Source organism: Campylobacter ureolyticus (assembly GCF_027277485.1).
Lineage (GTDB): Bacteria > Campylobacterota > Campylobacteria > Campylobacterales > Campylobacteraceae > Campylobacter_B > Campylobacter_B ureolyticus_B.
The window spans coordinates 26,431-40,750 of record NZ_JAPXGQ010000010.1 but is presented as its reverse complement, the minus strand read 5'-3'; the positions used below and the strand labels follow the sequence as shown (position 1 = coordinate 40,750).

At 27.8% G+C, this 14,320-nt stretch carries 18 protein-coding genes; 2 read left to right on the top strand and 16 right to left on the bottom strand.

Features of this window, described 5'->3' with window-relative positions:
- Positions 1–2 precede the first annotated feature (2 nt).
- From O6B72_RS06785 to guaA, 16 genes are all read right to left on the bottom strand, one after another.
- Complete coding sequence (locus tag O6B72_RS06785) at positions 3–1,562, bottom strand: AMP-binding protein (RefSeq protein ID WP_269492645.1); 1,560 nt, start codon at positions 1,560–1,562, stop codon at positions 3–5.
- The gene (locus tag O6B72_RS06780; RefSeq protein WP_258299156.1) at positions 1,555–2,043 is read right to left on the bottom strand and encodes a COG4648 family protein; all 489 of its coding nucleotides are present in this window, start codon (positions 2,041–2,043) and stop codon (positions 1,555–1,557) included. The genes O6B72_RS06785 and O6B72_RS06780 overlap by 8 nt, the downstream gene beginning before the upstream one ends.
- A 10-nt stretch (positions 2,044–2,053) precedes the next feature.
- A complete protein-coding gene (locus O6B72_RS06775; RefSeq protein WP_258299157.1) occupies positions 2,054–2,296 on the bottom strand; it encodes an acyl carrier protein in 243 nt (80 codons plus the stop codon).
- On the bottom strand, positions 2,293–2,547 hold the full coding sequence (locus O6B72_RS06770; RefSeq protein ID WP_258299158.1) for a phosphopantetheine-binding protein: 255 nt from the start codon (positions 2,545–2,547) through the stop codon (positions 2,293–2,295). Before O6B72_RS06770 ends, O6B72_RS06775 begins: the two co-directional genes overlap by 4 nt.
- Positions 2,544–3,269, bottom strand: a complete 726-nt coding sequence (locus O6B72_RS06765) for a lysophospholipid acyltransferase family protein (RefSeq protein ID WP_258299159.1) — start codon at positions 3,267–3,269, stop codon at positions 2,544–2,546. The genes O6B72_RS06770 and O6B72_RS06765 overlap by 4 nt, the downstream gene beginning before the upstream one ends.
- Positions 3,266–3,811 (bottom strand): beta-ketoacyl synthase chain length factor, encoded by a 546-nt coding sequence (locus tag O6B72_RS06760; RefSeq protein WP_258299160.1) that lies wholly within the window; start codon positions 3,809–3,811, stop codon positions 3,266–3,268. The genes O6B72_RS06765 and O6B72_RS06760 overlap by 4 nt, the downstream gene beginning before the upstream one ends.
- Positions 3,808–4,227, bottom strand: a complete 420-nt coding sequence (locus O6B72_RS06755) for an excinuclease ABC subunit A (protein ID WP_258299161.1) — start codon at positions 4,225–4,227, stop codon at positions 3,808–3,810. Before O6B72_RS06755 ends, O6B72_RS06760 begins: the two co-directional genes overlap by 4 nt.
- Positions 4,228–4,237: 10 nt before the next feature.
- Positions 4,238–4,684 carry a hypothetical protein gene (locus O6B72_RS06750; protein ID WP_258299162.1) on the bottom strand — a complete coding sequence of 149 codons (447 nt, stop codon included), beginning with the start codon at positions 4,682–4,684 and terminating at the stop codon, positions 4,238–4,240.
- Between the two features lie 2 nt (positions 4,685–4,686).
- The gene (locus tag O6B72_RS06745; protein ID WP_269492644.1) at positions 4,687–5,907 is read right to left on the bottom strand and encodes a beta-ketoacyl-ACP synthase; all 1,221 of its coding nucleotides are present in this window, start codon (positions 5,905–5,907) and stop codon (positions 4,687–4,689) included.
- A 10-nt stretch (positions 5,908–5,917) separates the two neighbouring features.
- Positions 5,918–6,616 (bottom strand): 3-oxoacyl-ACP reductase FabG, encoded by a 699-nt coding sequence (gene fabG, locus O6B72_RS06740; protein ID WP_156847629.1) that lies wholly within the window; start codon positions 6,614–6,616, stop codon positions 5,918–5,920.
- Complete coding sequence (locus O6B72_RS06735; protein WP_101636439.1) at positions 6,609–7,064, bottom strand: ApeP family dehydratase; 456 nt, start codon at positions 7,062–7,064, stop codon at positions 6,609–6,611. The genes fabG and O6B72_RS06735 overlap by 8 nt, the downstream gene beginning before the upstream one ends.
- Positions 7,061–8,203 (bottom strand): beta-ketoacyl synthase N-terminal-like domain-containing protein, encoded by a 1,143-nt coding sequence (locus O6B72_RS06730; RefSeq protein WP_269492643.1) that lies wholly within the window; start codon positions 8,201–8,203, stop codon positions 7,061–7,063. Before O6B72_RS06730 ends, O6B72_RS06735 begins: the two co-directional genes overlap by 4 nt.
- Positions 8,200–8,529 carry a hypothetical protein gene (locus tag O6B72_RS06725; RefSeq protein WP_156847628.1) on the bottom strand — a complete coding sequence of 110 codons (330 nt, stop codon included), beginning with the start codon at positions 8,527–8,529 and terminating at the stop codon, positions 8,200–8,202. Before O6B72_RS06725 ends, O6B72_RS06730 begins: the two co-directional genes overlap by 4 nt.
- Before the next feature lie 10 nt (positions 8,530–8,539).
- A complete protein-coding gene (locus tag O6B72_RS06720) occupies positions 8,540–9,739 on the bottom strand; it encodes an NAD(P)/FAD-dependent oxidoreductase (RefSeq protein ID WP_269492642.1) in 1,200 nt (399 codons plus the stop codon).
- A 68-nt stretch (positions 9,740–9,807) separates the two neighbouring features.
- The gene (locus tag O6B72_RS06715; protein ID WP_258299168.1) at positions 9,808–10,281 is read right to left on the bottom strand and encodes a 4'-phosphopantetheinyl transferase family protein; all 474 of its coding nucleotides are present in this window, start codon (positions 10,279–10,281) and stop codon (positions 9,808–9,810) included.
- Positions 10,282–10,323: 42 nt separating this feature from the next.
- Positions 10,324–11,862, bottom strand: a complete 1,539-nt coding sequence (gene guaA / locus O6B72_RS06710) for a glutamine-hydrolyzing GMP synthase (RefSeq protein WP_258299169.1) — start codon at positions 11,860–11,862, stop codon at positions 10,324–10,326.
- A 164-nt stretch (positions 11,863–12,026) separates the two neighbouring features.
- Here guaA and O6B72_RS06705 point away from each other — a divergent pair, with 164 nt between their 5' ends.
- Together O6B72_RS06705 and uvrC are read left to right on the top strand one after the other, a co-directional pair.
- Complete coding sequence (locus tag O6B72_RS06705) at positions 12,027–12,482, top strand: hypothetical protein (RefSeq protein ID WP_258299170.1); 456 nt, start codon at positions 12,027–12,029, stop codon at positions 12,480–12,482.
- A complete protein-coding gene (gene uvrC / locus O6B72_RS06700) occupies positions 12,469–14,274 on the top strand; it encodes an excinuclease ABC subunit UvrC (protein WP_269492641.1) in 1,806 nt (601 codons plus the stop codon). Before O6B72_RS06705 ends, uvrC begins: the two co-directional genes overlap by 14 nt.
- Positions 14,275–14,320: the final 46 nt, after the last annotated feature.

The window sequence follows — 14,320 nt, the reverse complement described above, 5'->3', positions numbered from 1 at the left end:
TTTTACTCTTTCTTATCTTCAAATTTAACTCTTGCACTAGCATAAATTTTATCTCCTTTTATCTGACAATTAAAAATATTTTTATCTTTTTTAATTGTTAAGATAACTTTTTCAAAAGGTCTAAGAAGTGCTGTAAATTTAATATTTTCAATTGCTTTTATCATATTTATATTAAACTCTAAACTTTCTAAAGCATCATATATAAAGCCTATTTCAATAAATCCAGGAGTTATTGGAAATGTATTAAAATGTCCTTCATAAAAAAAAGACTCTTCACTTGTGTAAATTTCAAACTCAAATAAAGATGAGTTTTCATCTATTTTTTTATCAGTTATTTTTTTAATAAAAGGCGTTTTAAAAGTTTTGAAAATATTTAAAAAATCGTCTTTTTTAAATTTTCCATTTTCATTATAAGGAATTTCTTCTATTATTTTAAAATGTCTTAAATTTGTTTTAAAATCGTTTTTGCTAAGAGCTTTTAGTTCATCCACAATAAACTTTTTTCCACCTTTTAAAAATGCTTTTTTTCCAATATTACTCAAAGTTATAATGGTAGAAACTCTATTATCATTATTTAAAATTCCACATTTTGCATCGCTTATAAACTCATGAGTTTTTAACAAATTTTCAGCATCATCAAGATTAAAACGTACATCATTTAGTTTAACTATTCTATCTAATCTACCACTCAAAATGAGTTTGTTCCCATCAACTTTACCAACATCGTTACTTAAAAAATCTTTGCACCACATAGAATTAATAAAAAACCTATCATCTTCTTTGGTGCAAATTTCAACTTCGTCAAAAATTTCGAATTCGTCTTCAAATTTCCTAGCAATTACACCAGTTTCACTACTTCCGTAAATTTCCATAATTTTTATATTGTATTTTGAAATAAGGTTTTTTCTAAGATCGTCATTTAATTTTGATCCAGCACTTATCATAAATGAAATTTGGGCTAAATTTGGTAAATTATTGTGTCTATGAATAGCTTTTAAAATAGTTGGTGATGTTATAAAAATACCATTTTTAAAATTTATTTTTTGCATAATTTCTGGATAATTTAAGGTTGTTGAATAAATTTTTCCACCACTTATGAGAGGTAAAAAAACTCTAAAAGTAAGCCCAAAAAGATGTAAATGTGGCACACTTGAAAAAAAAGTTTTTTCTTTTAAATTTAAAAATCTGTCTAAAGCTTTAGCTTCATTAATCATTTGATAAAAAGTTTTTTTTATATTTTTACTTTTTGAACTACTTCCTGATGTTTTAACAAAAAATTCAAAATTTTCATCTAATAAAAGCTCATCTTGCGTGTGAACTAAATCTATCTTTGCAAAATCAGCGTCATTTAAAACATATCCTTCGTTTGCATTTATAAAACATTTTGCCTTAGCATTGCAGGTACCAAAAAAGGCTATAAAAAATTCATAAATATTATTTAAATTTATTGAAATTTCTTTTATTTTATTGTCATTTAACCATTTTGAAAAAGAAACCGATAAAGCAAATACTTCTTTTAAACTTTTTTTTTCTAAAATAAAATAAAGTTCTTTACTAAACACCTTTTATAAAAACCTTTCTAAATAAAATTTCTCCAAAAAACAATACACCGACTAAAACATAACTTATAAAACCACAATAAATAGCCCAAATATTTTTATCTATAAAAAATAATATCAAACTTAAAAAGCCATTTATAGTAAAAAATATACACCAAATTTTAGTCAAATTTTTTGTGTAAATTAAAGCTTCCTTTGTAAGATTTGGGTTTTTTGTTTTAGCAAATTTAGTTATTATACTTTCACTTTTTAAGCTATTAAAAAACAAAATAAACATAAATAAATTTACCAAAACTGGATAAAAAAAAGCAAAATTTCTAAAAAATGAGACCAAAATAAAACACATAGCTATTAAAAAATAGCTATTATTTTTATCAAGATACGCTTTTAAACTCCAAAGCACAGCTAAAAAAAGTGCTATTATAGGCAAAAACTCACTTTTAAAAACTACACCAAATGGATAAATTACACTAAAAAAAGTCAATATTATTTGATTAAAGAGCCTTGTTTGCGACTGCTTCAACAATATCTCCAAGTGTGCGAACATTTTTAAAATCATTTGGTTCAAGCCTATAGCCTGTTTTTTTCTTTATACTGTCTATCAAATCAATCGCATCAATACTATCAATATCTAAATCTTCATAAATTTTTGCATCAAGTGTAATAAGCTTTTCATCAATTTCAAAAAGCTCTATTAAGTTTTTCTTTAGAATTTCAAATATTTCATCTTTATTCATCTGTCTTTCCTATTTTTTTCTATAAATTCATTTAAATTTTTAGGATTTTTAAAAATTTCTTTCAAATCAGAACTCTTTGGATCTAAGGTAATTCCATAAGTTTTTGAAATTCCTAAGCCAAGTTCTAAAGCATCAACGCTATCAAGTCCTAAACCATCATTAAACAAAGGCTCTTCATCTCCTATATCATCAGCCTTCATATCTTCTAAATTTAGGCAATTGATTATAAAATTTTTGGTTTCTTCTATCATTTAAACTCCTTTTTATAAAATTTATTAATTTCTTGTGTAAGAATTCTAACTCTTAAAGTATCTGGTTTGTTAGCATAAAATTTTTCCAAATCAATCTCACTGTCTATTTTAAAGTCGTATTTTACCTTTATTTTTGGGGTCTCATACCATTTTTGGCCTTTTTTTAAAGACCTTGGATTCATAGTTAAAGTTGTGATTATTAAGTTCTTAGCACCTTTTATAGCGATAAAAAAAGCGGCTTTATGCATCAAAATTTCATCTTTTGTTCTACTTCCTTCTGGAAAAACAATCAAACTCTCTCCACTTTTTAAAGATTTGATGCTATTTTCTAAAAATAAATCATCATTTAAGATATATCCACTTGCCTTAATCGCTGGATATAAAAATATATTTTTTTTAAGCTCTTTTTTAACCACGCAATTTGCATTTTTTACTTTTGCTAAAAAAAATACAACATCAAGCAAAGATGGATGGTTGCAAATTATCATAGAATTTAATCCATTAAGATTTTGCAAAATATGATAATTAGAACTTTGATAGCCAAAAATCTCAGTACATTTTAAGAAAAAATTCCATGAAATTCTCACTAAAAATCTACTAAAATTTTTAACAACTATAAATCTTTGTAAATTTAGTAAAATTATTGGAATAAAAATCAAATTTCCAAATAAACAAATAATGCCAAACAGCAAGAATAAAAATCCAACGTTAACAACTTTCACAGTTGAGTCCTTAAAATTTTTTTCAAATCCTCTATTTCATAGTTTTTTAATTTATCCAAATCTATAAGAAAACCATCTCCTTTTTTAACCATAAAACCAGCACAAATAAAACTATCTTTAAATGGCACTTCCTCATAACAAACAACACAAATTTTTTCAAACTCATTAAGCTTTGAATATGCACAAGCAAAAGCATCACGCACGACAAATTTTGAACTTATAGCAAAAATAGGAGAATTTGCTTTTTTCATAATACCAAAAGTTGCAAGACCAGAGTTTAAAACAGATAAAGAAAACGATGTTGGAGATACAAAATTATCTATACTAAGCTCTTTTAAAAGAGATATGCATCTTGAAAACTCACCCTGGCTTGATGAAAAAATAAATGCTAAATCATCATCAATTTCAAGACCATTTAAAACTGTAAAGATAGACTTTGCTGCATTTCCAAGGCGTCTTTTTTCAAGCGGTTTTAATCCTTCTAAATTAAAACCGCTTTTATCATCGCAAAATTTAATATCACAAATATCAAATTTTATCACTTAGCAATATCTCCTCTTAATGTCACTCCTGCCATTATAGAACCAACTGCACATTGAAATTTATCTTTTGAGTCATAAGGTTGTTTTTTAAAATATCCTGTTAAATTTACAACTTTTGCTCCACCCTCTTTTACGGCTCTATCTTGAAAAGTTTTTAAAGCAGATAAAAGTACCCATTTACAAGCTTCTTCATCACTTTTATTTACAGAGTTTGTTTTTTTATTTGCTTGCAAATTTTTGGCAATAATATTTGCTTTTGTTCCGCTTCCAAAACTTAGTTTTATGTTTGGATCAAGTGCTTCTTTTGCCTCTTTTGAGTTTAAAACATCGCTAATTGGAAGATATAAAATCTTATCTTTTGCACTCAAATTTGTAAAACCAAAAGCTATAAAAATAGCTAAGACTAACTTTTTCATTTTTTCTCCTTTATTTTAAATTTCCTTGCAGTGAAACTGTTGTTACAAATTTACCAACTGCACATTGAAATTTATCTTTTGAATTATATAATTGATTTTTAAAATTTCCTTGTAAATTTATAACCTTTGCTTTATTTTCTATTTTTGCTTTTTCTTCAAAAGCCTTCAAGACTGCTATAAAAGCGTATTGGCATGAAGTTTTATAGTCTTTATCTAGTAAAACATGTTCTTTTTTTAAAGTATCATAAATTTTTCTATATCTACTGGTTGCTTTTGATATTTTTAGTTGCTCATCATCCAATGTTTTATTATTATAAAATTCAAAATCTACATCATTTTTTAAATATTGTTTTGCGAATTTTGAATTTAATGCCTCTTTTATATCGTGATAAAAAACTAAGTCCTTAGCATTTGCAAAATTAAATATAATAAATATTATTAAAAAAATCTTATTCATTTTTATCCTTTAAAATATTTTTTAAATATCAGACTTGTATTTACACCACCAAATGCAAAATTATTACTCATAACATAATCAGTTTTGATATTTGTTATATATCTTAAATAGTTTAATTTTGCACACTTCTCATCAATATTCTTTAAATTTATCGTTGGATAAAATAAATTTTGTCTCATCATCTCAATGCTAAAAATTGCTTCTATTCCACCACACGCTCCAAGAGTATGGCCTAAATAACTTTTTGTGCTAGAAATTGCGATATTTTCACCAAAAATTTCATTTGTTGCTTTGCTTTCAGCAATATCACCTAGAGTTGTAGCTGTCGCATGGGCGTTGATGTATTTTATATCTTTGGGGTTTAAATTTGCTGATTTTAAAGCCAAAGCCATAGCTTCTTTCATTGTATTTGGATTTGGCTGAGTTATATGAGTACCATCACTTGTACTACCAAATCCAACTACTTCAGCTATTGGCACAATCCCTCTTTTTTTAACACTCTCTTCACTTTCAAGCACCAAAAAACCAGCACCTTCTCCAAGCACCAAACCATCTCTATCTTTGTCAAAAGGACAAGGAGTTAAATTTGGCGTGCTGTTTTTTGTGCTTGTTGCATAAAGAGTATCAAAAACATAAGCTTCACTTGGGCAAAGCTCCTCAGCACCACCTGCTATCATCATATCAATAAGTCCATATTTAATGGCTTCAAACGAATATCCAATAGCATGACTTGCTGAGGTGCAAGCTGAACTTGTTGGAATAATCCTACCTTTTAATCCAAAAAATAGAGCAATATTTGCAGCGGTGGTGTGAGGCATCATTTTTATATATGTATTTGCATTGCAATCACTTTCACCCTCTAACAAAAGCCTTGCCATAGATGCAACTGCATCAGTACTTCCTGTACTTGAGCCACTAGCAACACCCATTCTTCCATCTTTGATTTCATCTCCTAGTTTTGCCATATCAAAAGCCATAGAGCTTGCCTCAACACTAAATTCACTAACTCTTCCCATACTTCTAGTTTGTTTTCTAGTCCAATTCTTAGGATGAGTATAATTTAAAATAGGAGCTGCAAGACGAGTATTTAAATCAGAATATTTATCCCACTCATTCATAATTTTAACGGCATTTTCTTTTTTTTCTAAAGCTATTTTATTATCTTGCCATGATTTTCCAAAAGCCGTAATTAGTCCATATCCTGTTACAAAAACTCTTCTCATTTTTATCCTTTTATATCATTCCACCATTTACACCAACGACTTGCCTTGTTATATAGCTTGCCTCATCGCTTAACAAAAAATTTACCAAACCACTAATATCTTTTGTTTTTCCAAATCTTCTCATAGGGATAGCCTTTTTTATCTCATCAAGTGGCAAATTTTCATCTATCATATCAGTTTCTATAAGTCCAGGAGCGATAACATTGACAGTTATATTTCTACTTGCAAGTTCAATCGCCAAAGACTTTGCAGCACCTATTAAGCCTGCTTTGCTTGCAGCATAGTTACTCTGACCACGATTGCCCAAAACTCCACTAACTGAGCTAATAACAACAATTCTTCCTTTTTTAGCCCTTGCCATTGGCATGATAAGTGGATTTAAAACATTGTAAAAACTGCCTAAATTTGTATCAATAACACTTTTCCACTCATCGTAACTAAGCCCTGCAAAGGTGCCATCTTTCGTAATTCCTGCATTTAAGACGATACCATAAAATGGCTCTTGAAATTTACTCAAAGCTTCTTTTGCCTCTTCGTAGTTAGAAACATCAAAAGTTATATAACTAGCTTTTAATTCATCTGCCAAACCTAATAGCTTTTTACTCTTGCTTCTTCCATGCAAAACAACTTCATAGCCACTATTTTTTAGCTTTCTAGCAATTTCTTCACCTATACCCCTGCTTGATCCAGTTATTAAAACTTTATGCATTTTTTATCTCCACTAATTTTTCTTTATCTGGGTTAAACACACTAATAGTTGCTTTTGCAATTAATAAATCCCCTACACTACACTCACAATCATAAACTCCAAATCCACTCTCATCTTGCATTGAAAGTTTTGCATATGCTAATACCTCATCTGCTATTTTTAAAAATGGTTTAAAAATTTGAAATTTTCTACATCCTATTAAAAATGCTAAATCTTTTGAATTTGTTTTATCGTGATAGCTTTTGTATAACCCAAGACTTTGTGCCATTATCTCAATTAACCCATAAGTATAAAACTTACCATTTCTTAAAAATGGAGAATCTTTAATAACGCTTTTTGTTTTAATTTCACTTTCACTTACAAAAATTATCTCATCAACTAAAATCATAACCCCACTATGAGGTAATAAATTTTCTAAATTTTGATTTATTTTAATATCAAAACTCATTTTTCTAGCCCTACTATCATTGCAGCATTGTCTCCACCAAAAGCAAAAGATAAACTCATAGCATTTTTTATTTTATTTTTAATTGGAGTTTTTAAAAGATTAAATTTAGGCAAATTTTCATCAATTTTTTCTATATTGTGAAAAGGTAAAATATTTTCCTCAGATAAAAGCTCTAGACAAATTCCTATTTCTATCGCACCAGCTGCACCTAAAGTATGTCCAATTATTTGTTTTATTCCACTTGCTGGTGTATTTGGCAGTGTTAAATTTATCGCATTACTCTCCATTTCATCGTTTGCTAATGTTCCAGTTGCATGTAGATTTATATAATCAACTTCATTCAAATTTGCTGTTTTTAGAGCATCTTTTATAAGTTTTGCTTGAAAAAAGCCATCATTTCTTGGAGTTGTTATATGAAAAGCATCACAATTGCTGGAAAAACTTTTTATTAAAAATGGACTTACTTGTTCTTTATCAAGCAGCATAAAACAAGCACCCTCGCCTAAATTTGTACCTTTTCTATATTTTGAAAAAGGCATACATTTTTCATCTGATAAAATAGACAAACTATCAAAACCAAACAAAGTAAGTGCATTTAAACTATCAACCCCACCAACAATAGCAGCTTTACAAATACCAGATTTTATTAAATTTACACCTTCATTTATAGCCTTAAGACCAGAAGTACATGCAGTAGAAATAGTATAACTTACATTATTTAAGTCAAAAAGAGTTTTTATAAACTCACTTGGATTATAAAGTGCATTTTTTTCTATTTCAAATTTAGATCTATCAAACTCCCCTTTTTTGAAAATCTTAAAATTTTCATCAACACCGCTTGTTGTTGTAGCTACAACAACTCCAATATTTTCTTTTCCATATTTTTTTATAGTTTTATTAATCTCGTCTTTTATTTTCAAAACTGTATTAAGTGCTATTTCATTAGTTCTTGAGTGCATTGAGCTATCAAATGAATTTGGAATTTTTTCAAGTTTTTCTTTTATTTTAGAAACCATAAACTCTTTATTTAAAAAACTTTCTTTATACAGTGAATTTTTATTATTTAAAGATGCATTAATTATATCTTTTTCATTACCAATTCCTGTTAAAATTGCCGGTTTTGAGATATAAATTTTCAAAACTCATTCACTTTACAATTTAATTTTTTATCTTTAAAATCAAAATTTAAAATATTTTTTTTTATCATTTTAAGAGTATAAAAAAATAAATCATCAAATTTTGAGCTAGGTGGAAGAAATTTGGTATTTTTGAATTTACCATTTTTAAAAAGTTTTTGAGATATTGGCGTCATCATACTATCAAAAATTGCAAAATTTTCACCGTTTTGATTAACTATCATAATGTAATTTTGATTTTTGCAATTTAAATTAAAAGATTTTTGAGAAAAATTTAAATTTAAATTTTCATCATATTTTATAGCACATCCGCTAATAAAAATAGTCATAATTAAAATCCTAACAATACTCATAAACAGCTTTTAATGCCTCATTTGATCTTACAACAAATGGGTTGTTCATGTCCCAAGCATAGCCAGCCAAAATTGAACTTATTTTTCTTTTTATATCATAATTTTGATTTTTAGAGTAAATCACATCTTGAAAAATTCCGCTATACCAACCCTCAACATAGGTTCTAAAACAATTTACCCCAAGCATTAATTCATCAGCATACTCTTTTTGAAAATCAACACTTTTATTTTTTAATTTTTTATTTATACACTTTGCGGCTAAACTAGCTGATTTAAAAGCAATTGTAATTCCACTGCTAAAAACAGGATCTAAAAACTCTCCAGCATTTCCTAAAAGAATAAATTTATCACCATAAAGCTTGCTAACATTTTTAGAATAACCTTCAATTGTCCTTGCATCCTTAAGCCACTGAGCATCTTTTAAAAGTCTTTTTAACATAGGCGCGTCATAAACATGTTTTTTTAAAGTTTCTTTATCATTCAATCCAATATTTAAATATCTATCTTCTGCAACAACACCGATACTGCAAGTTCCATCACTAAAAGGGATAAGCCAATACCAAATCTCTTTATTTTTTGGATGAGTTGTTATTAGAATTTTATTTCTATCATAAAGTGGTTCAGAGATATTGTCTTTAATATGTGTAAAATATGCTTTTTTGCTACTTAGTGTGCTTTTTTCTTCTAAATTTAAAAGTCTTGGCAAAACTCTTCCATATCCACTTGCATCAACTATAAATTTAGTCTTTATTTCGCCATTTTGAGTTTTTACCAAGGAAAAGTTTTGATGAAATTTAATATCTTGAACCTCTGTATCAAACTCAACTTTTACACCTTGATTTTGAACTTCTTCTATTAAAAGCTTATCAAAATCGGCTCTTTTAACTTGAAATGTTGTTCCAAAACCAGGTGTAAATTTATCACAAAAATCAACATAAGTGTAGTTATCTCCACAACTAAAAGCTGCGCCATTTTTATACTGAAACCCTGCTTTTTCAACTATTTCTAATAAATTTGCCTCTTTTAAAAAGGTCATGCAATGAGGAAGCAGACTCTCACCTATTACAAATCTTGGAAATTTCTCTTTATCAACACATAAAACTTTAAAACCATACTTGCTTAGTAGGGAACTTGAAATTGCTCCACTAGGACCAGCTCCAATTACTAATATATCAAATTCTCTCACTAATATATTCCTTATTCATTACAGTAAAATTATTATACTTTTTAACAGCTTAAAAAGATATTATAAATTTAAAATACAATTGTTATAAAAAAACCATTCAATAAAATATGAAATTTAGTTATATTTTTATCAAAATAGCTAACACCTTTAAAATTTTCAAAGCCTAAATTTTTAAGTTTTATAATAGCTTCTTTGGTTGTAAAAATTTTATAAAAAGTAAGTTTTTGATTTGACGAATTATAAAAATATTTTTTTTCATTTTTATCAAAACAAAAATCAACCACTTTTATAAAGTCTCTTTTTTTATAAATTTCCATATCTATGGCAATTTTTTTATCAAATGTTGCTAAAACACTAAAACCATTTTTATGAGAAATGCAAAATTTTCTTTTTTTATGGTCAAATTTTAACCACCTTGATGAGATAAAATTTAAGTTATTTAATAAATTTGGAGAATTTTTTACTCTTCGTTTATCTTTCCTATCTAAATTTCTAAAAGAAATTTTATTTTTTTTATTACTAAAATAAAGATTTATTTTCATATTTTGTAAAAAGGTTAAATTTTACTTTAACCTTTTTTACTACTATTCCCACTCAATAGTTGCTGGTGGCTTGCTTGAAATATCATAAACTACACGATTGATACCATTTACTTCGTTTATGATGCGGCGGCTTATATTTTCAAGCAATTCATATGGAAGCTTTGAAAAACTTGCAGTCATTCCATCACTTGCATCAACCACACGGACACAAACTGCATTTTCATAAGTCCTATTATCACCCATAACTCCTACAGAATTTACATTTAGCAGTACACAAAATGCTTGCCAAGTTTTCTCATACCAACCACTTGATTTAAGCTCTTGTCTTAATACAACATCTGCTTTTCTCAAAAGTTCAAGTCTTTCGTTTGTAACCTCTCCCATTATTCTAATTGCAAGCCCAGGTCCAGGGAATGGATGCCTAAAAACTAAATCACGACTAAGCCCAAGCTCAAGTCCTAAAGCTCTAACTTCATCTTTAAAAATTTCCCTTAAAGGTTCAATTAATTCAAATTTCATATGTTCAGGAAGTCCGCCAACATTGTGATGACTTTTAATAGTTTTACTAGCTCCACCAAAACTACTGCTTTCTATAACATCGCTATAAAGTGTCCCCTGAGCTAGATATTTTACATCTTTATGCTTTTTAGCCTCTTCTTCAAATATCTCTATAAAGGTATTTCCTATAATTTTTCTTTTAACTTCTGGCTCTATAACACCACTTAATCTTTCTAGAAAAATTTTACTTGCATCTATGCTTATTAGATCGATTCCAAGCTTTGTTTTAAATGTATCACTTACTTGCTTTGCTTCGCCCTCTCTTAAAAGCCCGTTATCAACAAAAACAACTATAAGGTTTTTAGGTACTGCATGAGCTAAAAGTGCTGCAACGACTGAGCTATCCACACCGCCACTTACTGCGCATAAAATTTTATCTTCACCGACTAGATTTTTGATTTTCTCACACTCATTTTTGGCAAAACTCCCCATATTCCAAGTGCTTTCACAACCACATATAAATTTAGCAAAGTTTTTAAGTATTGCATCACCAAACTCGCTGTGAGCAACTTCTGGGTGAAATTGCAAAGCATAAATTTTAGCTTTTTCATCTGCGTATGCACAAAATTCACTGCTTTTTGTCTTGGCTAATAATTTAAAATTTGAAGGAAGCGCTTCAACTTTATCTGCATGACTCATCCAAACAACTTGATCTTTAGGTGTATCTTTAAAAAGATCACTTTCACAAGCAAGAGAAATTTCAGCTTTTCCATACTCTTTGCTTGCTGCTGGAACAACACTTCCACCAAATTTATGAGCAATTAACTGCATTCCATAACAAATTCCCAAAATTGGCAATCCAAGTTCAAAAATTCCTTCATCACAAAAATACGCATCCTTTGCATAAACGCTTGCTGGCCCACCACTTAAAATAATGCCTTTTGGCTTTTTTTCTTTTATAACATCGAGTTTTGCATCAAACGGCAAAAGCTCGGCATAAACACCTTGCTCTCTTAATCTTCGTGCGATTAACTGCGTGTATTGTGATCCAAAATCTAAAATAATAATATCTGCTGTCTTCATATAAAATCCTTAAAAAATATCAAAAATTATACCAAATTTAACTAAATTTAGCTTGATTTTGTTGTGTTTGTATCGCTTGGCGTATAAACTGGCGGTCCTTTATAACCACATCCACAAATTCCAATTATAAGAAAAATTAATAATAATTTTGCTAAAATGTCCTTATGAAAAGTGCTAAGAATATAATTGAAGAAATTCAAACTTCACCCCTATTTAATGATGTTAATGATAAGCGTAAATTTTTGAGCTTATTAAGTAAAACGCATCAAAAATTAATTGCTTTTATCTACTTAAAAGATCAAATTCTTTACTTTGCCTGCAAACATAATGTAGGTCTTCAAGAACTTAAAAAAGATAGTAATATAAATTTGATAAAAGAGTTATTAAAAACATATATAAAATTTCACCCAGATTCAAATTTAAATGGAATTAAGGATATAAAATTTTTTGTTGCAAGTAAATTTATGAAAAAAAAAGAAAAAATTAAAGAAATTTTTAAGATAAATTTACCACCTAAATTTATAGATCCAAGTAATGGCGAATTTAAAAACAATATTAAAGATAAAAAAAACCATGCTTTATTTGAAGAAATAAGGAAATTAATCCTTGCTAATAAATGATATAAAATCACTCCCAAATTTACCTGGAGTTTATGAATATTTTGATGAAAATGGAAAGCTATTATATGTTGGAAAAGCTAAAAATTTAAAAAAAAGAGTAAGAAGTTATTTTTCTTTTACGCCAAAATTAGCTCCAAACCCAAGGGTTAGCTTAAGAATACAAAAGATGATAAATGAAAGTATTCATCTAAAATATATTGTAACAAAAAGCGAAGCCGATGCATTAATTTTAGAAAATTCGTTCATAAAACAACTTAATCCAAAATACAATATTTTACTAAGAGACGATAAAACTTATCCATACATTTATATTGATTTAAATGAAAATTTTCCAAGATTTAATATAACTAGAAAAGTAATAAAAGGTTCAAATATTAAATATTTTGGACCATATTTCAAAGGATCGCGTGAAATTTTAGAAACTTTATATATGAAATTTAAACTAATTCAAAAAAAAGGATGTTTAAAAAATAAAAAAGCTTGCCTATTTTATCAAATAAATCGTTGTTTAGCACCTTGTGAAGAAAAAATAACAAAAAAAGAGTATGATTTAATAATAAAAGATGCGCTGTATGCCATTAAAAATCCAACTTCAATGGTTGAATACTTAAAAGAGCTTATGTTAAAATATTCACTAAATGAAAATTATGAAGAAGCTGCAAATTTAAGAGATAAAATAGAAATACTTAAAGAAAATGATCAAAAAATAGAAGTCGATTTAGCAAAACTTGAAGATTTTGAAGTATTTGCTATAAATTCTTTCCAAAGCTTTGCTTGTGCAGTAAGACTTAGCATAAGAGATGGAAAAATAACAAACTCAAACTCAAAAATCATAAATTTAAAAAACTTTGAAAATTTAGAAAAAAGTGAGATTGATGAACTTTATAAACAAACACTACTTGATGCTTTTCCTGCCGAATCACCTGTAGCAGTTTCTAAAATATATGTAAATGATGATTTTTTAGATATTGACCTAGTAAGTGAGATTTTAGAAGCTAGACATAGTAAAAAATTTGAGATAATTGTTCCGAAAATTGGAGAAAAAAGAAAAATTTGCAATATTGCGCACCAAAATGCGAAAATTAATATTCAAAAACACTTAAAAGCTTATGATTTTGAATTTCTAAACTCCATGAAAGAGTATTTTGGGTTTACAAATTTACCAATAAATATAGAAGCTTATGATAACTCACACATGTTTGGAAGTGCTGTAGTTGGAGCTATGATAGCTTATAATGAAGATGGATTTAACAAGCAAAACTATCGTCACGCTCATCTTAAATCAAATAATGACTATGATCAAATGAGAGAGTATTTAACAATGCGAGTAAATAGATTTGATAAGTTAAATCCACCAGATTTATGGGTAATTGATGGTGGAGCTACACTTTTAAATTTAGCTGATGAAATACTAAAAAGCGTTGGAGCAAATGTAGATATAATAGCCATTTCGAAAGAAAAAATTGATGCTAAAGCATACCGCTCAAAAGGTTCAGCAAAGGATAAACTCTATACAAAAAATAGAGAATTTTTACTACCGCCAAGTGATAAAAAACTTCAATTTTTTCAAAAACTAAGAGATGAAGCTCATAGATTTGCTATAAGTTTTCATCAAAAAACAAAAAGAAAAATTGACTTGCAAAAATCAAATTTAATAAAATCAGGATTAAGCGAAGGAAAAATAAAAAAATTGCTTGATTATTTTGGTAGTTTTGAAAAAATTTATGATTCAAATTTTGACGAAATTTCAAATTTAATAGGAAAAACTGCTGCAAAAAAAATATTTTTATAAAGAAAACAGAAAATATATGGTAAAATGTATCTCATTAATTTTAAGA

Bases quoted from the DNA above. Each gene is read 5' to 3' on its own strand.
- O6B72_RS06715 (WP_258299168.1), bottom strand. From the start codon at position 10,281: ATGAAAATAAATCTTTATTTTAGTAATAAAAAAAATAAAATTTCTTTT.
- O6B72_RS06705 (WP_258299170.1), top strand. From the start codon at position 12,027: ATGAAAAGTGCTAAGAATATAATTGAAGAAATTCAAACTTCACCCCTA.
- fabG (WP_156847629.1), bottom strand. From the start codon at position 6,616: ATGCATAAAGTTTTAATAACTGGATCAAGCAGGGGTATAGGTGAAGAA.
- O6B72_RS06750 (WP_258299162.1), bottom strand. From the start codon at position 4,684: ATGAATAAGATTTTTTTAATAATATTTATTATATTTAATTTTGCAAAT.
- O6B72_RS06735 (WP_101636439.1), bottom strand. From the start codon at position 7,064: ATGAGTTTTGATATTAAAATAAATCAAAATTTAGAAAATTTATTACCT.
- O6B72_RS06770 (WP_258299158.1), bottom strand. From the start codon at position 2,547: ATGATAGAAGAAACCAAAAATTTTATAATCAATTGCCTAAATTTAGAA.
- O6B72_RS06745 (WP_269492644.1), bottom strand. From the start codon at position 5,907: ATGAGAAGAGTTTTTGTAACAGGATATGGACTAATTACGGCTTTTGGA.
- O6B72_RS06775 (WP_258299157.1), bottom strand. From the start codon at position 2,296: ATGAATAAAGATGAAATATTTGAAATTCTAAAGAAAAACTTAATAGAG.
- O6B72_RS06755 (WP_258299161.1), bottom strand. From the start codon at position 4,227: ATGAAAAAGTTAGTCTTAGCTATTTTTATAGCTTTTGGTTTTACAAAT.
- guaA (WP_258299169.1), bottom strand. From the start codon at position 11,862: ATGAAGACAGCAGATATTATTATTTTAGATTTTGGATCACAATACACG.
- O6B72_RS06725 (WP_156847628.1), bottom strand. From the start codon at position 8,529: ATGACTATTTTTATTAGCGGATGTGCTATAAAATATGATGAAAATTTA.